A 19,460-nucleotide genomic window follows, 5' to 3' on the forward strand; every position below is an offset into this window, starting at 1 on the left:
TCAAGAAAAAGCGCGCCCACACCACAGATGCTTCCTTAGCAATGCCAAAGAGAATTCCCATAAGCTTTGAGGGTATTAACACCAGGCTTGGCCCTCATGCACTACAGCGCTTCAAGCTCGTTTCTATCGAGCTTGCTTCCCCGAACAAAGGAGATTTTACCCAGGCAATCGGACTGCCCTGACGAATTAGCACCACCCGCTCAACTGTCCAGCGCGAAAGATGTGCAACTGGGCCTTTGGCTGCGAGAGTTTCGTGCATATCTACAACCCAAATTCGACCTTTGCACCGGAGAGGTCAATGCCGCGGAAGTGCTGGCGCGCTGGCACCATCCACTGCACGGCGTGCTTGGGCCTGCCCACTTCCTCCCGCTTATCAAGCAGGAGCGCTGGCTCGACGATTTGTTATTTGTACTCCTGGAGCAAGGGCTGGCTTACCAGCTCCAGCTTCACCGCATGGGGCGGTCTCTCAAACTTGCGTTTAACCTGTCACTCAGCCAATTAAATAGCAGCACGTTTGTCGACCGATTGGAAACATGGTTACTCGATCATCCCGTAAGACGTTCGTCACTGACCTTTGAGATTACCGAAGACGGCCCGGTCGACCTTTCCGATGCGCACATCAAGCAGCTCAATCGCCTGAGTCGCCTGGGCGTTCGCCTGTCAATCGATGACTTCGGGACGGGTTATTCATCACTGCTGAGACTGTGCAAGGTGGTGTTCCATGAAATCAAACTGGCCAGAGAATTCATTGGGGCGGTTGATAGTTCAGAGCGCTATCGGGTGGTTGTTCGCAATGCGCTGGCATTAGCTAATGCGTTAGGTATGGAGGCAGTGGTGGAAGGTATTGAGACACCCTCACAACGCAATTGCCTGGTCGAAATGGGCGCTCGGGTGGGCCAGGGTTACTTGTGTGCCAAGCCTATGTCGCTTGAAGAATTTGATAGCTGGAAGATAAAACCGTATCAGCGCTTCCAGAGGCTGATCTGCGACTTGAAGTGATAAATACGAGGGGCGCAGGCAAGTAATCTCCTTCAAACGCCCCTTCCTTCCCATCATGATCCAGCGCCTCCTCAGCTGCGCGAACACACGCAAACTTCCTATTGATCTCACCAATGACTTGGCTGGACTCATCAGCGCAAGAGTAGACCCGGCTGATCTTAATACAAGGATTCTCTATCGAGCGCCCAACCCAAGAACCCCCCCAGTCAAAAGACAAGAAATTTCCGGGCGAAACGCAAGAATAGAGCTCTGACCTCCGCTTTTTAATAAGAAGTATAGTTTGTCCGTGAACTCAACTCATGCGTCACTGCAGATGAGTCACTAACAGTTATTTTTTAAAATATAGAAGAGCCAAAGATGAAATTCAGTAAACTCGTCCTCGCCATTGGCATTGCAACCTCACTCATCAGCGCCGCTCATGCTGCCGCCCCTAAGGATTCAGTATCCAAGAAGATCACGCTGACTGCGCAGATCAATGATGCGATTTTCGTGTCCAAGCCTGATGGTTCGACATGGTATAGCACAGAAGAACTGGATGCAGATGACTACCAGCAGAAAAAATTCAGCAAAACTCTACCAGTACGTGTATGGAGCAAGAACTCCGAATTCAATGTTTCTTTGGCTCAACCACTAAAAATGAGCAACGGAAACTATGAGATGACTAATCCAGAAGTCACCATCGGTAGTGGTCAAGGCGAAGTCCCCGTTTCCTTCGGGAACTCGCAAAAAATCACTCAAATCACCGCTGGCAACGGCGGGTTTGATGAAGTTCACGACCTTAACATTAAAGTCGACGCCCCCGTCCAAAATGGCCAGTTGAGCACCAACGGTAGTTACAGTGGTGATCTGGTAATGGTATTCGAACCCGTTGCAGCCACAGGCCCATAATCCTCTAATTATAACTTACCGCTAGAAAGCCTTGAGATACTCGAGGCTTTCCTTTCCTTGGTGTTCTATTAAGAAATGAAAGGCCTATCTGCTTGTAGGCGCCAGCATTTGGTCACAACATTATTGCTAAGTGCGCTACTTTTAAAATCCGGCTCATCGAGTGCCGAAGTTAAATTCTCCTATGGCATACCTGAAGGCTTCAGCGAAGTCGAAATGGACACTAGCGCAAGCTATGTTGCGACTTACAATGGTCGAACGCTTCCTGGGGTGATGGCCTTTGAACCTTCAGAAAAGACATTAATATTTGACGCGGAAAAATATCATGAGAACGGCATTTCACTACAAGACATCGCTACTATACGACACGTATTGAGCAAACTTGACTACCGCCAGTGCAAAAGTGGCTGTGACCTAAAACTCATGGGCCATTACATCACCGTAGACAAAATCAAGCGTACCGTTGCCATCCGAGATACCCAAGAGGACGTTATTGTTCCACATACTGCGTGGGGATTAGTAAACAACCAATCCGTCGACTTGCGAGCCTCTACCGAAGGCTACCGTGCCATGAATATAAATGGCAATACCTTTTTGGGCATGCCCGGCCAGAGTTTCGGTTATATGAGTTGGTATGCTGGCCGCCAAAGCACCCGAAACTACAGTCGTAGCAGCCAGGACATTTCATCCTTTTATTTTCAGAAAAACTTATCAAATACTTATTTGCGTGCTGGCAAACAGAACAGCCTCGACTACACGTCGGGGTCAGTCAACACTTTATTATCTCCAAGTTTCGATAAATTCATAACCCTGGGTAGCCAAAACCATCTACAAACGAATCGAAATATTAATACGCTGTTGCTTTACTCGACGACAGAGGGCAACTATGAATTCTATCGAAACGGGCGTCTGATCCTCAAACGACCCGCGACTTTAGGACGAAATCAGATAAACCTGGCTGACTTGCCGGGTGGGTACTATTCAGTACAGCTAAAACTGGTGGACCGGAACGGAAATCAGATCAGTGAGGTTACTCAAGAGATAAACAACCTTGATTTTATCGGTAGTGGTGGAAATGCCTGGCATCTGACGGTCGGAGAAGACATGACTGAAGGTGGCAGCTTACTCGAAGGTGGAGTGAGCCGAAACTTGCGTCAGTTTTTTTTGAATGCCTCTGTGATAAGCGGAAACCGACACCGCAATGCCGGCGAAATTAATATCACTCGGCCAAGCCAAGTCGGGGAAACTCAGTTCACGCCAACGGTGGGCCTGCTCAGCGGTGAGCGCGCAACAGGCGGCTACGCCAGTGTTTTCGTCAGTCATGAGAAACTAGGTAATCTTATGGTAAGCCGATACCAGAACAACAATATTTCTCAATTCTATCAAGGGTCCCCAAGCTCGAGTATTAGTTACAGCAATATCCTGGGAGGCATCACGCTGGCTTATAATTACCAGAAATATCTGAGCGGCGAGTCACAACAACTTGAAGCACGGTGGAACTACCGTCCCAATGGCTTATGGTCTACCTTTTCAGTGGGCCTACAAAAAGGTGGTTACCAGCAAAGTAGCAATGACTTCGGCATATACATTAATACGACTTGGGCCCTGGACAACTCCCAAGCCTCCATCAGTTCGACATATTCTGGAGGAAAAACTCAATTAAGTGGAGACTATCGCAAGGACTTTCAAGACACCTATGGCATTACAACTGCCGGCGTGACAGCCAATCACATCAACGATCGCAACAGTATGAATATCTATGGCAGCCGTTCTGGTACCCGTGGCGAAGCCTCTGTCAATATTGGGCACGACAACGACAACAGCAACATTGATGCTAACTACAGGGGTATGTTTGCTGCCAATTCTCAAGGACTCGCTTTTGGCCGTTATAGCGACAGCGGGGCTGCCATGCTGCTTAAAACCCCGGAAGTAAACAATACCGACTATGGCTTTCAAGTTGAGGGCTACCCCGTGGCCGGAAACAGCCTGTATGCGATCCCTCTCGGCAGCTACAGCGACCTTCCGTTTGCCCGAGTCATCAGCGAAAGCCTCGAGATGGACATGAACATCGAAGTGCCGGCGAATATTACTCGCTCACACCCCGGCCAAGTCTACAGTTCAGAGGCGAATGTAAAAATCAGCATGATCTATAGTGGTTTTTTGATTGATGCTGGAGGGAAGCCAATTAGCGGCACAATATTAGAGACCGGCGATACCGTCTACCAGAATGGTTTATTTTCCATTTTCAGCAAGTCGTTGCTGACCAAAATCAGTGTGACGCAGATGGGTCGCCGCTATACCTGCGACCTCACTAAAACCACCGGCAGTTATTACCACTGCCTCTAAATGCAAGCTTTTACTTACAGGTCTTCCCTTGAAAATTCGAACATTACTGACACCATTTTTTGTATTTTTCTATTTCTCCTCAAACCTTGCCTTGGCTGAAGGGGAGTTAATGGTTATGCCTGCCAGCACCAAGGTCTTCAACAGTCACGAGCAGAAAGTCAAACTTCGCAACATGGGTGACAGCACGCTGTATCTTTCCATCAATCTCCAAAAAGTCATAAACCCCGGATTGGTTCCTGAAAAAAAAGTGGCGTTAGCCGAGTTGGCTCATCCTGAACTGATTTCCAGCCCGGACAAATTATCCTTAGGCCCAAATCAAACTCGCGTGGTCACACTGAAATCTCTCGCAGAACCCGATCAAGAGTCGCTCTATCGCCTTTACATCGTGCCAGTACGCTCATTGCGAGTTGACGACGCGCCACAGGACAAGATTACCGCACCGATGTCAGTCTCTATCGGTTACGGGGTGCTTATTCGCCATATGCCCTCCCCCAAAAATCAACACGTGGCCTGGACATACCGTTGCGAAAAGGGTGGCCTTACGCTGGTTAATAGCGGAAATGTACGGCAATTATTCACCCATGTTGTTGTAGGAGAGAGCGCATCAGAGCAAACCATAGCGGTATTTCCTGGTGTACCACGGCACTTCAAAAGCTCTCGAATAAAACTGAGCGTTGAAGATCAGCCACAATCGTTGGTATGCCCATGAAAAAACGTTCACACCTGCAGATACTTGGATTTTTTGCAGCCATATATTCGGCCTCAAGCACGGCCACCGGGATACTTAAACTTTCAAGCAACGAACTGTCTCTGCTGCCTGGACATCCCGCCGGAGAGCTGTTTGCAGAAAACATTGGGGACACACCATTATATTTGCAGGTGGATCAAGCTTTGCTGACTAACCCTGGCGAATCACCTGAACACTTAGTGCCTATTTCACAGGTTGAAAAGCCGAGTTTATTGGTGACTCCGAACCGCCTAGCCATTGCTCCAGGGCAAAGATATAGATTAGATATTAGAATTATCCAACAGGTTGAGCAAGACCATATCTGGCGCATTACCTTTCGACCACGCGAGCATCTGGTTTTAGAAGGCGAGCCCACTAAGAAAGCCACTCCAGTTTTTGTTAAAGTTGGATACGGAGTAGTTATATACCAAAAAAAACAACCAAGGGAGCAAGCAACCATCATGTAAAACATAGAAACCACAGACTAAAATTACGTCGACACATATTAACTTTCTTCTGTAGAAAACTCATTATACCACTCACCAGGAAATGCTAACCATTGAATACCACACCACACAAAGCAATCAACTTAAAGCTGTCAACAACCTTATCTTTATATGCTATGTTTTTTTCTTGCTCTAACGTAAGCGCAATGGATGAACCGACAGGAAATGTCTCGGGAGAATACAGCAATTGTCGGTATCAAGACCACGGGAATGGCTTGGCAAGTTATTATGTCACTGTTCCATTCAATAAACTCATGCCTGGTAAAAATACGTCCTCGCGTCATGCCTTCGCAAGTAGAGCAATAATTTTATACACTTATAACAGCAATGGAACCCCTTCAAACTCAACTGATGGCTCCGCCTACATTAACGATGCCAGATATGGCACTAAGTACCCATCTGGTAACCTCATAATGTACACCAACACTTATGACTGGTACAAAAAAGATGCATTCACTGCTGAGATCAAAGTACTCTTTAGAGTAAGCGACCTCTCAAAATGGCCAGGAATCGCAATTAGAACAGGTAATTTTTCATTTACACCCCAAGTAAATCAAGAAACTTATTTTGATGCAAAAGGCGCAGTTTATATTTCCAAAACCGATGAATTCAACGGCTCCTGCAGGATAATTAACCCAGAAACCCCACCCCCTCAAGACATCACCCTGAACGTCAGTGTCCCAGATTGGGATTTTGGTGATTTACAACCAGGCATTGTCGAGAAAACACTTGGCAGCACTAAAGATCAACTTTGCTTTACTTATAATAGTGGCGAGGTCATAGGTCAAAAATTCATTATAAATACTTACAACACACATGGAGGCACTGACGACACTTACCGTTTAAGACATTTTTCAGATTCTAGCTACCTTCCTTATAGTCTAACGCTCAACGACGGAAAAAATAAACCATTAAAAATCCCTAACAATACGAGAAATACTATCACCCTCGACGCTAGCGGACGTACTTGCTTCTCCCCGACTATCAGGGCAAATATTTCAAAGACTCAAGTCGAGGGCAACTACTACGACATTCTTAACTTTAACGTGACGACCAAACCATAACGATCATGAAAAAAAAATTTATCGCCAGCATCGCACTAGCAGTCCTCCTAACGTCAAACCAAATACTTGCCGAGGTTGTACTAAATGGCAAGACACGTACTTTTATTACTGTTGGCGTAACTATCCCAAACTTATTAGTTATTACAGATGACAAAGGTTCCTGGTTCAACCAAGGCCTGGAGCTACAACAAATAGGAGGCCCGGATGCTCCCTATCAAGTCGACGCACGCATACGTGTGTTGTCCAGCAGTGGTGATTTTCAAGTTCATCTAGATGAACCCGTGCGCATTCAGCATACAAAAAACTCAATGCTCGCTTTTAGAAACCCTACCGTAACATTGGGTAACGAAGGGGGTATCACCAAGCCGTTGATGATTGAGCAAGGCACAGTGTTTCATAACCCTGCTTCGACTGGACAGGGAGAAGACTCTCTCGGCTACTATAATTTGTCTGTTTCAGCCTATCCGCCTGAAGGCGCGCTCACAGGCACTATCGGAGTATATACAGGAGTGCTCTCCCTTACCTTTGAACCCGTGGTCAAGACCCCGTGAATCGCTTACCACATACGCGTTTTATTCCGGCACTACTTCTTTGCTTGGCCGGTTCATTTGCCTCCCAACGCGCTGATGCCACAATCGATATTTCCCCCAAGGGAATTCAGATACGCAACGCCCCTTTGAGTGTTCATATTATTAATAGCGGGGACCGCGCTGAGTACGTGTCCATTTCCTTACGTCTGTTAAAGAACCCTGGCGTGCGCATAGAGGAAGAAACGCTTGAGGCGGTTGCTGACATAGCGCAACCCGCACTTTACGCATTCCCCTTCCAGGTTACATTGGCCCCTGGGCAGAGTAAAAAAATCGTACTCAAACCTGTCAGAGCAGTTGATGCAGAAACGGTATATCGGTTGGATATCAAACCAGTCATACGACCCCGGACAGAGGACGGGCCAGAAAAATTCAAAGGTGTGATCATTAACCTTAGCTTCAGTGCGCTCGTTCGCCAGTTACCAGCCACTGAAACTGACACCCTGAAGGTAGTCTGTGTTTCGGACGGTGCTGAACTGATTGCAAGCGGGACGGTGCGCCATTCAATAACCAGCTTGCACGTCGATGGAAAGTCGGAGTCCGGTTTTAATATTTATCCCGGCGTTCCTCGCAAAGTGATCGGCCATTTAGTTGAGGTTCCTGGCCATCCTCCGTGTAAATCTGGACGTTGATAAAGCTGATGATGCTGCCGCCGTTAGCACGTTGGGAATCAAATCGGCCCTCGGCCTGCGAGCGGAAATAACTTGAACTGTGGTTTATTGGCGGCGAGTGTGGCGGCGGCCTATTTGAGTCCGAGCCGCAGCCGATCACTTCATAAACCCTGCGGCCATCAGCTAACCGCAGGGCCCTGTGGCCTGATTGTTCCTAGAACGTCCATGAAGCCATGGCAGAGGTGCTCTGATCGTGAAAGCGCTGGCCTATTTCGCCTGTGTACCTCAACCCCACGGAAAAGGCCGGCGTCAAATCCAAGGTAGCGCTGAACGCCAACTGAGCCGTGTCCTGCTGCACGGGCAAGCCGGAAATATTCACGAAGTCTCCTTGGGACTGCAACTTCAAACGAGTGTCGGTGGTTTTCTCCGTGAATGCGTGTTGCAGCCCGGCGCTACCGTTCAGACGCACGGCCATGCCATTGGCCAGAGGATGAACAGCGTTCACGCGCGCACCGAGTCGGGCCGAGGTCACGTCCATGCGGCTTTTTTTGCCACTGAGGGCGAAGAGGTTTTCCTTCTCTGAAAATGCTTTGGTTTCAACGTGGACGTAGTTGAGCCCGATAAAGGGTTCCAGCGTCACTGTGTTGAAGTGAATGTTGTGGGATAGCTCGGCAAAGGCCTGGCGGGTGCTGCCGTCATAATTGCCTTTGAGTCGCGTGGAGCCATTCTTGTGGGCTACATCGCGTTTGCTGTCGATCTCATGCCAGGCATAAGCCGCACCGACGCGCAGGGTGAGACTGTCGAATTGTTTGCTCGCATAGGCAGCAAGGCTGTAGGTTTCGACGTCGGCCGAAGCACTCTGCGTGGACAGCGAGGCGGAACTGTTTTGATAGCTGGCGGCAAGACCGGCTTTCAAGCCGCTTTCTTCGTCCTGTCGATCAATCCCTCCGATGACGCCTTGAATCGAACGATTGAGTTTGGCTGCATCACCCTCCCGGTTTTGTGTCCCTCTGGAATCAAAGGCATACCCCCAGACGCCAAGGGCACGTGGGTTGTGCTCTGTCTCGTCGAGACGATTGAGCGTGGCGTTGCGCACGTAGCTTGAGTCTTGCAGCAGCGCATTCTTGAGTGAAGCATGCAGCTCGCCCGTCATGGGTTTCATGATGTTCTTGAACTCGTCCCTGGAAAGTCCGATCAAGGCGTCGTTTTCTTTCTGGGCCCAGGTAAGAGACGGTGCCGGCGCAGCGTTCAGTGGCGCAGCCACGTCCAACAGGGCAGCGGATGGGGCCTGCTCTGGTGTGGTCATAGTTGACGATGCCGTGCTAGCGACTGGCAATGTCGCGAGCGGTGGGTTGACCGGCTCTTCGTTCAGTAGTTGGGTGGCCACGGCTTTCTCGTTCGCGCTGCTCAGCAGTTCTTCGGGGCGAATATCATTGCGCAACAGGTTCAGGGTCACCTGGTTGGGTTCGTAAGCGAGGCTGGGCGTGAGAAACGCCAGGTTGGAGGTCACTTGGGCAAATTGACCACTGACACCTTTCTGCGCCTGGATAATGGCCAGCGTGGTGTTGGGCCTGTAATCACCGGCTTGTGCCTGGACGTCCACCAGACCACCTTGCAGTTCCGCGCGCCCGGCCACTTCCAGTTTGTCGGTACGCCCAGCCGCATCGACCTCCACCCGGTAAATCGACTCGGGGTTGAAGGTCAGGTCTTGGGCAACACGCAAGGTGCCGATCGAGTTGCCCGGGGCGATGATCCCGCCCTTCTTGACGGTGACTGCGCCGACTTCGCCGATACCTTGCAACTGAGCACCGGATTCGACGTAAAGCATCGCGTTGCTCAATGTGCCATTGGCGCTCAGCGTGCCTTTGTTGATATCGATGCGCCCGGCCATATCGCCGCCGCCCGTCAACCTAAGCTGACCTGCGCCGGTTTTAACCAGATTGGCGTGGCCACTGAGGCTGCCGCCAAAGACTTTATCCTCGTCGCTACCAAAGAGTACGGGGAGCTCGTCGCTCATTGTGATGCTCGGCACCGGTGGCGTGATCGCTTGAGCAATGGCAGCAAGAGAGGAACTCGGTGCAACGGGCTGGGTTGGAAGGGGTTGAGTGATAACAGGCTGGGGTGCGTCAGGCACAGTAACAACAACAGGTTCGGAGGTTGTTGGAACAGTGGGTTCAGAGGTCACCGGGGAAGGCTGTACGTCGGTGGCCGCCAAGCCATCGCCTGGCAACGTTGCCACCGGGCCGGCCGGTATCGTGGTGAGCAATTGCGTGGCCAGGGCTTTTTCGTTCTCGTTTTGCAGCAACTCTGCGGGGCGAATATCATTGCGCAACAGGTTCAGGTTTACCTGGTTGGGTTCGTAAGCAAGGCTGGGCGTGAGAAACGCCAGGTTGGAGGTGACGCTGGCAAATTGACCCTTGATACCTTTTTGCGCCTGGATAATGGCCAGGGTGGTACTAGGACGATAATCGCCGGACTGCGCCTGAACATCGACCCGGCCACCCTGCAGGTCAACAGGCCCGGTCACATCCAGCTTGTCTGCACGCCCAGTGGCATCAACCTCGACGCGGTAGACCGACTCGGGCCTGAAGACCAGATCTTGAGTGATGCGTAGCGTTCCGATCGAATTGCCGGGCGCGAGTACCCCGCCTTCCTTGACGACAACCTGACCGATTTCGCCGCTGCCCTGCAATTGGCCGCCGGACTCGACGTATACCAATGCATGGTTCAGCGTGCCATTGACCTTCAGTACACCCTTGTCGATATAGGTGTAACCCATGGAACGGTTACTGCCCGTAAGCTCGAGGGTGCCTGCCCCGTCTTTTATGATGTTGCCGTAACCGCTGATGTCGCCGCTAAAAACCACGTCATCGCTGCGATTAAAGGTCAGCGTGCCCTTGTTGTTGATATTGCCCAGCACTGAGCCTTGTGCACCGCCGTTACCAATTTGCAAGGTGCCCTGGTTCAGATCGATGCCACCACCAAAGGTGTTATTGCCCGTGAGAATGAGCGTTCCACTGCCCTCTTTGATCAAACCGCCAGGGCCGCCAATATTTTCCTTCCAGGTATCGACCTGAGAAAAACCGGCCAGGTCCAGATCCGAATCCGGGTTTTGGTTGACCGTGAAGTTTTCATAGAAATAGGTGGGGCCGCCAAAAGCCCGAGGCAGGTTGATCAGACCCCAATTGGCATTCGGGTTGTTGGCATCGAAGGTCCAGCCCGCCAGCGAATTGCTGGGATAAGCCGTGCTGGCCAGAATCTGCCGCCATTCGGGTGATTTCAAATAGGGGAAGCGAAAACGCAGCAAGGCGCCGGCCTGTTGCGGGATATGCTCAGGCGCGAGCACAACGGCGTCACGCGCGAGCATTTGATTGTAGTAACCGAGGCTGTAGTTTTCTTTGGCTTGGGTATCGGTCAAGGGCGAGTCTTGAGCCTCAAGACAGCTGCGCAAGGTGCCCGAGCACAGTTTCGATGCTTCTACCTGCTTGCGGATATCCCCGCTCAACTCAAAAAAAGTCGTTGCCAGCGTGTCGTCTTCCAGCATTTTGGATAGGTAGTAATAGTTACCGATACGGGACGCGATGGTGTCGGTAGGAAAGTGCGCTCGCAATACGACCCGGCTTTCGCCGTACTGCAAGGCGCGGGAAATGATCTCACTGCCACGCTCTGGAAATACCAGGCTCATGCCCATGGCCGTTTCATAGCCATCCCACGTATGGCCGCTGGGGAAGGATGAACCTTTTATGGACTGGTAGTTTTTTATGTATTGTGAGTTCTCAAGCACGTCCTTGGGGCGACCACGAAGGAACTGGTCTTTTAATATGAAATCTGCGGTTCGTTCTCTTTTTTCATTAGCGTCATATGAGTAGCTTGCCAGGTTGTATAGATCTACCAAGTGACTGTATGAATCGAAGGTTGAGAGGTCCAGCGGTGCGCTGGGTGTTTTTTCAGGGGTGAGGGAGCCTAGCGCTGACTGCGTCATGATCGCCCTCTTATAGACAGATTTCTGGGATGCATCGCTGATGGCGAGTCGATATCTGTCGCCGCTGTCCTGCGCGTAGGCGATAGACCCTAGTCGGTCAAGGTTTGCCGCTTCTGACCCTGGTTGTGGGTAGCCAGTGATGACATGGCTTTGCAGTTCTTTGAACCAGGCTGTTCTTTTGGAGTCAATCAACCCGTTAGCGGTGTCGATATCAATGTCGGCTAATGCAGATGCTGGTGAAGCCAACCAGACAAAAAATGCATATTTCAAAGCAGTGTATTGGCCAAGTAGGCGCACATCTGAAATTTTGATTGTTGACGGCATGATTCTTCCTGAGTCATTTGGCTTAGTTGGAAGATACCGTTATGCAGTTTTTTCTTTTCGGTTTTGTTACTGCATTATTAGAAACACCAAAAAATATTATTCAGACACCGCACAGTTAAATATTCTACCCTTTAGGAAATTTCCTATTGATTAATTTTTAGTTCTGATCCAGGCAACTTCATACCTGTAAATCCAGGTGTTAGTCATAATAACGCTCAGCGAACGTTGAGCACGTAAAGCGCACTTTATTTTTAGCCGTATGCTCAGCAACGGAGCGACATGCCGGAGTTGCTCGCGGCATTTGACTATACGTCGGGCTACATCTTCTAAATAACGACGTGACGCTGATCATCGTCAGGATGGTTTTTCGGCGCTTGCCAGTTTGAAACGCTTTTGTTGGTAGGTAAGGCCCACACCATCCCAAGTAGCCGATGGCAGCGCAAATAGTAGGTGACCTTAATCTTCGTTTTGGTTCTAACGCTGCTGGCCTCGAAGGGGAACTGCTCTCCCGGCTGAGCCATACGTTGGCCCTTGAAGGGCCCATCGATAACTAGCAATCTAATTTCGACGTTACGCTCGATCATTGTATACACCTATAATTAATGGATCACATCGCTCAGATGTATCCTTCCCCATGCGCGGTACGACCGAGGACGGAAGAGATTCCCAACATCTTGGTGGAATTAGATATATAGCTGGGAGACGATAGAAACAACAGGTCGAAAAACATGCGTCAGAAACAGACTTGATAAGCGCTGCACCATTCTGACTTTCCATTTTTTTAATTTTGCATTTCAAAGAGAAACCAAAAAAGCCTAGAGCAAATCCCCAGTCAATGCGATAGGCGGCTCGCTGAAGGCTTTTAGAAAGAGACTTAGCGAAGCGGATAGATAGACCCACCCTTTTTCTTTTTCTTACGTTTGAACAGGTTCAAGATTTTTCGAATGATGCTCATGCTTTTGCTCCAGATAGAGGCCGAGTTCGGCGCTGATAAGTTTTGCAAGCTGTTCGTTGCCCAGATCATTGAAATGGACACGGTCTACAAATAGGGTTTCGTTGAATACAGGTGATTGTTTAAGCATGGCATTCATGTCCAGGCAACGGATATCGCTGGCTTTCGCTTGAACATGCTTGAAAAACGGCGCGTGCACTTCCTTACCCAATACACCGCTGAACAGCCGGTAGAAGTTGTTCGGGCAACTGTCGATGGCACGAAAGACGGCCTCTTCAGCAGGCGTTAGCTGGTCCCGGCACCAATGGGACAAAGGCTGAAGAATAAAGCTAAGGGTGGCATTGCTACCGGACAGCAGCAGCTTCCACTGACTCAACGCCCCAGTGATAGATTCAGCTGCGCGCTCAAGACGGGCATCCAACGAAATTCCATCGTCGGTGATTATTTCATCTGCCGGATTCTGATAGAACACTGCATTCTTGCAGCGCTGCAGCCAGGATTGTCGCCCCTTGGACCCGAACGAGCTTTTCTTGCGTTGCATGTCTTCGTTGAACTTATTCATGTAATGCTGAAATTCGAAGGAATAGTAGTAACGACCATGCTCACTAGCGAATTCGTCCGGGATACCTTCCAGTGCTAAGGTGTTGATACCACTGAACACCACTACATGGCCGATTTCCCCAAAGCGTTTTTGATGCATCAGGAACATCAATAATTCCTGGGTAGAGTTGTAGCCACGCCCGGCAAAATTCAGCCACACCTCGCCGGTCAGTTCGCTGAGCCTGGAGGCCACGGTGGATGCATCGCATGTGGCCCCAACACCCAAAGCAGTTGAGCCGCCTACCAGCAAGTTGACCTTGCCATTCGCTGGAAGCTCGGTAACTGAGAAACGCTGGCCGTCGAACTCGCTGTAGCGAAATCCGAAAGCGTCAGTATTGATCGTCGGCGATCGAAAGTTCTTCTCATGGAAGTACATGGTGTAGGGCACCCAGCGCGCCCCAATGTGCATGAAACGGTCGTAGTCGCGGATTTGCGGGGTCCACTTATAGACCTCCTGCACGGCCTGGTGGTGATCCAGTACGGGTTTCTCAGTCGAGGGCATAGTGCGTTCTCCAGTCGGTATCTTCATTCCATTGAGGTTGTTCGGGCTTGGTCAGCAGAAACTGGCCAATCACGAGGCAGTCCATTTCCGTGCGCATAAAACACCGGTAAGCGTCTTCCGGACTCTCAACGATGGGCTCGCCTCGGACGTTGAACGAGGTGTTGATGAGTACCGGACAACCCGTCCGCCTGGCAAATGAGGTGAGCAACTGACGAAACAGAGGATTGTGCTTCCCATCTACCGTCTGCACCCTGGCGGAGAAATCCACATGAGTGACCGCCGGTATCTGCGAGCGCTTGAGTTTGAGCTTCTCGATACCCACGTAACCCACTTCGTCAACGGTCTGCTCACGCTTGTCGGGCTGTACCGGGGCGACGATCAACATGTAAGGCGACGGCTGATCCAGATCGAACCAATGATGTGCCTCCTCGGCTAACACAACTGGTGCGAAGGGGCGAAACGACTCGCGGTTCTTTATCTTGAGGTTCATTACGCTCTGCATATGCTCAGAGCGCGGGTTACCCAGAATCGATCGCGCGCCGAGAGACCGAGGGCCAAACTCCATGCGCCCCTGAAACCATCCGATCACTTTGTCATCGGCAAGCTGGGCCGCTGTCGCCTCAACCAATGCCGAAGGGTCGAGCTTTCGATAGTTGGCTTTCAGCTGACGCAGATTCTGTTCGATGTGGGCGTTACTGTAGTCATTGCCTAGGTAAGCGCCTTGCATGCTGTCTTCGACACCATCTGCTTCGCGATGCAGGCCAGAATTTTCGTAATGGCATTGCAAGGCGGCGCCCAATGAACCACCGGAATCCCCTGAGGCTGGCTGGATGAAAAGGCTTTTGAACAGTCCAGAGCGCACCAGTTTGCCATTGGCCACACAGTTCAGAGCTACACCGCCTGAGAGGCATAGGTGCTCTGCTTGAGTCATTGCCTTCACCTTGCGGGCCAGACCCAGCATGACCTGCTCGGTGACCACCTGGATTGAGGCGGCCAAGTCCATTTCCCGCTGAGTGATGCGGGCCTCAGGTTCGCGACGCGGGCCGGCGAACAAGGCCTCAAAGGCATCGCTGATCATCCGCTCGCCGACCTCGTAATCGAAGTACTGACGGTTCAGGGTAAAACTGCCGTCGTCTTCAACCTGGATAAGGTGCTCAAGAATGGTATCGACGTACTTCGGTTCGCCGTAAGGCGCCAATCCCATGAGTTTGTATTCACCGGAGTCGACTTTGAATCCGCAGTAATACGTAAACGCCGAATACAACAGGCCAAGGGAATGGGGAAAACGGATCTCGAACACCGGTTTAAGCTGGTTACCGGTGCCATGCCAAGCGGTAGTGGTCGACCACTCCCCTACACCGTCGACGCACAACACGGCGGCGTCTTGGAACGGTGACGGGTAGAACGCCGAAGCTGCATGACTCAAATGGTGTTGGCACAGGTATAACGGCGGCATCACAACACTGGGGAAAAGTGCCTCCAGCTCGCTGGCGAGAATGCCGCTGACATTCTTTCGTGCGACAAACTTGGTGTAGTTTTTTGCGAACGCCAGCGCACCTCGTGGGAAATTAATTTTGTAGGTTTGGCAGATCCGCTCAAACTTGATGGCCGGGTCTTCGTAGTAGGCCAGCCAACTGATATCAGTCAGACTGATACCCGCCTGATCAAGGCAAGCGAGCAAGGCCTTAGCCGGAAAGCGCTTGTCCTGTTTGATCCTCGAGAAACGTTCCTCCTGCAAAGCACAGACGATTTGTCCATCCTTGAGCAGGGTCACCGCGCTGTCATGGTAGAAGGCTGAAATTCCAATGATGTAGGTCATGCGATCCCCTGTACAAAGGCGAATAGCGCAATGGCGAAAAACAGCACAGGGGGCAGATAGTCAAACCAGGTAGCACGCTGGATGGTGGCCCTCAAAGAGTGAGCGGTGAGCCCGACTGTCATGTTCACAAGGATCCCACCAATATTGAAAATGAGCCCGTAGAGCAAAAAATGCAGCCAGGCGGGACTTGCGTCGGAAGGCACGAATTGCGGCAGCAGGCTAATAAAAAACAGGCCGATCTTGGGATTCGACAAATTGATAAGCATGCCTTTGCTGAAGGCATAGCGGGCAGGGGCAGGCGGATTTTCGCCAACCACAGCGGCATCGGCAGCAGCTCGACGAGGCCAGGAAATATAAGCCAGATACATTAGATAAAAAGCCCCCGCGATCTGCACGGCGCGATACAGCAGCGGCACTTCCTTGAAGATCAGCACCAAGCCGAACGCTGCAAGCAATACGTAGAAAAACACCCCGAACTCAACGCCCGCCGCAGCCCGAAGGCCGGTTCGCACACCGTGCTTCAGAGACTGGTTCATCACATAAAGCATTGCCGGTCCAGGGGAGAGGTTGATGACCAGTACTGCCAATATGAAAGTCAAGAATCCGTAATTCATAATGCATCCTGCCGTTGAGTGATTTTGGTGAGACTGCGCTGGGCAAAGGCTCGCAGAGTGGATAGCAATGACTTAGTGGGAGGGCTTAGCGCTCGATATCCGACCCAGATGCGCCGCCAATGGTGGGAGAGTTCTTTGTGCCCGCCGCTCTGCGCCACATCATCCAGATGCTGTTTGATGGCCTCTATCGCCCAAGCCGTATGACCGCTGACCACGTTGTCGATGGTGTTGTGCAGGTCGGTGAACATCGAGCTAAAACCGTAGTGCCGCAACACATCGGCTGAGCGGCGATACTCGCCCCCCACGCCCGAAAGCTCCATTGCGAGATTCAGTCCCAGTATTTCCGGTTGGAAACTTTTCGGAAACAGTGAGATGGCCAGCCAGAAAACGGGAACCTGCAAGCACTCACTGTCGAAATGTGGGGATGATGCAAAGGACTGCGCGGTGAAGTCCCCCAACTCAACGCCCATGCTGGCCAGCAAATCTTGATAAATATTGCCGTGATGGATTGTGGTGTCGCCTTGCCCGAGCTCATCAAGCAGAGTCCGATACAGCAACGCACCGATGGGACTAGTGGCGCTGGTAGGCGTGACGATATTTCGCAGCCAAGCCCCGTCGATTAAGGTCAATGGCGCAAGTTTGATTGCATCGGCAATGATCTCCTCACGCGTTTCTTCCGGAGCGTCCGTCAACGGCCGATAGCTTTCAACTTGTCGTTTATGCTGTGCAGCCAGCCACAGATCCAATTGATGATGACTGTATGGGCTGAACGGCAGTCCTTCTTTCTGCACTGTCTCGCAATGCCGGGCCAGCCAGCGCTCTGCAAAGTGCCTGGCCATCGGAAGTGCATCCAGTGCTTTATCAATATGAAGGAACAGGGGATAAAGTTTTTGTAGAGGGTATCTAGAGTATTTCGCCAGCGCTTTCTGCCTGGCCTCTGCGAACGCTGTATCACATGGCCCAGCAGGGTATTCAATATGTAACCCGGTAGGCGGCAGCCTGGCATCAGTCCCCTTTTTCTCGGTATTAAGTGTTGCAATCCAAGTATCAACGACGTGGATATCCCTCGTGGAAAAGACACCGAACATTCTGCCTTTCGGATTGCTGATGAGATTCATCAAAGCGCTTTTTCCTGGCTGGCCAGCCTTGACGTAGCGAGAGTTCGCTAGCGCCTGAATCGTTGCATGTGCATTGAACGTTTGCGGATTCAGCCAATGGTCAATGGGCTGATCCGCCAGCGCTCCACGCTTGTGATAACCACAGCCATGAGGGCCTAGTTTCTCAATTAACGCGGCCATGTCTGCCGCATTGCTGAAACGCACATCATCCATTAGTTCGCTGGCCAGACGGCTTTCATTTTTGTGAATAAACCCCATTGCGCAAGCATGACCTGTGGCTATCTGCGCATGAGATTTCGGGTCGACCTCAGCCAAGTAATGGTCAATGGCCGCCAGAGCCAGCGGACGATAGCTACCACCTGAAGCTTGTCCGAAGAGTAGGTTTCCGCGCTCGTCATAAAGGGCATTGAGTTGATCGAGATAGCTACATAACGCAAGGTTAACGCCCAAGGTTTCTGGGAACCGTGTTGCTGGAAACCATGCCAAGCCAAGCAAAAAAACCGGGAGCTCGAAAGCAGCGTCCTGAATGCTGGGGTGTTGGCTGAAGCTGTTTGCGAACACGTCACCCAAATTCACCCCAGCCTGCCGTGCGATTTGGCCGAATTGATAACTCTGGCTAAGTGTAGCGTGCCCGCCCCCCACGATTTTTGCGTGGGTCTGAAGCAATAGCCCAGCGTCCCTACGCCACGCGTAGGGGATAGAAATTACTCCGGAGAGCCAACAGCCAAGGGTTTTAAAAAGTGGAGCATGCTGATAATAAAAATGCTGTCGCTGCCGCTCGCTTTCCAACTGATTAAAAACATCTCGCCTAACCCTTTCACCAAGAGTGTCTGCCGCACTTTTTTCTACAATAATCAGCTCAGCGAAGTTTGAGGCGTCTGCGGAACAACGATAGGCCTCCAAACAATGATTGACGTTATTCCAGACCACTTCGAGCAACCCGTGACATTCCTCTTGATTGATCAGCCTGAAAAACCACTGGCGAGAACCTTGCTGAAACTTGTCGAGTTCTATTGGCGAAATCTCGAGAAAGCTCGGCACATCGTCAGGCAAAAGAGGAAAAATACCAACCATCGCTCAATCCTTTGATTACATTAATGAGTTCGTCGCCAGAAATCTTTCCGACCTGCTGCAAAAACCAATCAAGCCCGCCTCCTCGCTTGACTCGATATTTATCCCCCTCAACGTCAATAAATGTAGGAAATTTCCCAAGCATCTAAGCGACGATACCGTTGCTTGAATAGGCCCTCCAGTTCGACTGGCGCCGGGAGAATGCCTGAAGGCTTGGCCATCGCTCTAAAGCTCTACCGGCTCGCGATTGAAAACGCAGGGGTGGAAACGCAACTGAAAATCTGCAGGACCAGAATGTCACGGGGCATGCGCGGTGCGTAGAACAAACGGCGCCAATGCCCTTGCGCACTTCGGCACCGCTCCGATCCGTCCGGGCGGTTTCACTGAGACACCCAACCAACCGCAGCACAGGAAATTTCCTACATGAATTTCGGACAACGCATGGAATTAATGGCCCGAACATTCCCCCAAATTTGAAAGGTGCTGCCATTGCTACTTATCACTAGGAGGCCCGGCGAACGCTTACGTATCGACGACGAAATTCAGATCAGGGTGATTGACGTTATAGGCAGTCATGTCTCTTTAGGCATCGAGGCACCCAAGCACATCCCGATCGCTCGATCCGAACTGCATGAAAGGGCTATAGATGCCGAGGACAAAGACAAAAAGCCAGGCTCGCCATCCGGACCTGAATCACCATTGCCGAAAATTCGGTCATGAGAGACCGTCCCGCGATTGGTAAGCACAGTCAAA

At 51.0% G+C, this 19,460-nt stretch carries 15 protein-coding genes; 9 read left to right on the forward strand and 6 right to left on the reverse strand.

What is annotated here, in order from left to right; genetic code table 11:
• The first annotated feature begins 96 nt into the window (after window positions 1-96).
• From ODQ19_RS18405 to ODQ19_RS18440, 8 genes are all read left to right on the forward strand, one after another.
• The gene (locus ODQ19_RS18405; RefSeq protein ID WP_330210846.1) at window positions 97-999 is read left to right on the forward strand and encodes an EAL domain-containing protein; all 903 of its coding nucleotides are present in this window, start codon (window positions 97-99) and stop codon (window positions 997-999) included.
• 357 nt (window positions 1,000-1,356) lie between these two features.
• The gene (locus ODQ19_RS18410; RefSeq protein ID WP_138451680.1) at window positions 1,357-1,887 is read left to right on the forward strand and encodes a CS1 type fimbrial major subunit; all 531 of its coding nucleotides are present in this window, start codon (window positions 1,357-1,359) and stop codon (window positions 1,885-1,887) included.
• 75 nt (window positions 1,888-1,962) lie between these two features.
• On the forward strand, window positions 1,963-4,230 hold the full coding sequence (locus ODQ19_RS18415; RefSeq protein ID WP_330210847.1) for a TcfC E-set like domain-containing protein: 2,268 nt from the start codon (window positions 1,963-1,965) through the stop codon (window positions 4,228-4,230).
• Between the two features lie 28 nt (window positions 4,231-4,258).
• Window positions 4,259-4,939: a hypothetical protein gene (locus ODQ19_RS18420; protein WP_330210848.1), complete on the forward strand. Its 681-nt coding sequence runs from the start codon at window positions 4,259-4,261 to the stop codon at window positions 4,937-4,939.
• Entirely contained in the window at window positions 4,936-5,424 is a 489-nt protein-coding gene (locus ODQ19_RS18425; RefSeq protein ID WP_330210849.1) for a hypothetical protein, read from the forward strand. Before ODQ19_RS18420 ends, ODQ19_RS18425 begins: the two co-directional genes overlap by 4 nt.
• Before the next feature lie 185 nt (window positions 5,425-5,609).
• Complete coding sequence (locus ODQ19_RS18430) at window positions 5,610-6,527, forward strand: hypothetical protein (RefSeq protein WP_330210850.1); 918 nt, start codon at window positions 5,610-5,612, stop codon at window positions 6,525-6,527.
• Window positions 6,528-6,532: 5 nt separating this feature from the next.
• On the forward strand, window positions 6,533-7,078 hold the full coding sequence (locus ODQ19_RS18435) for a hypothetical protein (protein WP_330210851.1): 546 nt from the start codon (window positions 6,533-6,535) through the stop codon (window positions 7,076-7,078).
• A complete protein-coding gene (locus ODQ19_RS18440; RefSeq protein WP_330210852.1) occupies window positions 7,075-7,746 on the forward strand; it encodes a hypothetical protein in 672 nt (223 codons plus the stop codon). Before ODQ19_RS18435 ends, ODQ19_RS18440 begins: the two co-directional genes overlap by 4 nt.
• A gap of 193 nt (window positions 7,747-7,939) precedes the next feature.
• Here ODQ19_RS18440 and ODQ19_RS18445 read toward each other — a convergent pair whose 3' ends face one another.
• The 6 genes from ODQ19_RS18445 to ODQ19_RS18470 all read right to left on the reverse strand — a co-directional run bounded on the left by ODQ19_RS18445 (window position 7,940) and on the right by ODQ19_RS18470 (window position 18,710).
• Window positions 7,940-12,031: an autotransporter domain-containing protein gene (locus tag ODQ19_RS18445; protein ID WP_330210853.1), complete on the reverse strand. Its 4,092-nt coding sequence runs from the start codon at window positions 12,029-12,031 to the stop codon at window positions 7,940-7,942.
• 326 nt (window positions 12,032-12,357) lie between these two features.
• Window positions 12,358-12,615 (reverse strand): hypothetical protein, encoded by a 258-nt coding sequence (locus ODQ19_RS18450; protein WP_330210854.1) that lies wholly within the window; start codon window positions 12,613-12,615, stop codon window positions 12,358-12,360.
• A 330-nt stretch (window positions 12,616-12,945) separates the two neighbouring features.
• Window positions 12,946-14,085, reverse strand: a complete 1,140-nt coding sequence (locus ODQ19_RS18455) for an SGNH/GDSL hydrolase family protein (protein ID WP_330210855.1) — start codon at window positions 14,083-14,085, stop codon at window positions 12,946-12,948.
• Window positions 14,072-15,904, reverse strand: coding sequence for a carbamoyltransferase family protein (locus tag ODQ19_RS18460; RefSeq protein ID WP_330210856.1), 1,833 nt, complete (start codon window positions 15,902-15,904; stop codon window positions 14,072-14,074). Before ODQ19_RS18460 ends, ODQ19_RS18455 begins: the two co-directional genes overlap by 14 nt.
• Window positions 15,901-16,518 (reverse strand): LysE family translocator, encoded by a 618-nt coding sequence (locus ODQ19_RS18465; protein ID WP_330210857.1) that lies wholly within the window; start codon window positions 16,516-16,518, stop codon window positions 15,901-15,903. Before ODQ19_RS18465 ends, ODQ19_RS18460 begins: the two co-directional genes overlap by 4 nt.
• Window positions 16,515-18,710, reverse strand: a complete 2,196-nt coding sequence (locus tag ODQ19_RS18470) for an iron-containing redox enzyme family protein (RefSeq protein ID WP_330210858.1) — start codon at window positions 18,708-18,710, stop codon at window positions 16,515-16,517. The genes ODQ19_RS18465 and ODQ19_RS18470 overlap by 4 nt, the downstream gene beginning before the upstream one ends.
• Window positions 18,711-19,187: 477 nt before the next feature.
• On the opposite strand from ODQ19_RS18470, the gene ODQ19_RS18475 reads away from it, so the two are divergent.
• Window positions 19,188-19,427: a carbon storage regulator gene (locus ODQ19_RS18475; protein WP_256660567.1), complete on the forward strand. Its 240-nt coding sequence runs from the start codon at window positions 19,188-19,190 to the stop codon at window positions 19,425-19,427.
• Window positions 19,428-19,460 lie beyond the last annotated feature (33 nt).

The sequence above is a fragment of the Pseudomonas sp. AM4(2022) genome, from assembly GCF_036346515.1.
GTDB classification, from domain to species: domain Bacteria; phylum Pseudomonadota; class Gammaproteobacteria; order Pseudomonadales; family Pseudomonadaceae; genus Aquipseudomonas; species Aquipseudomonas paracarnis.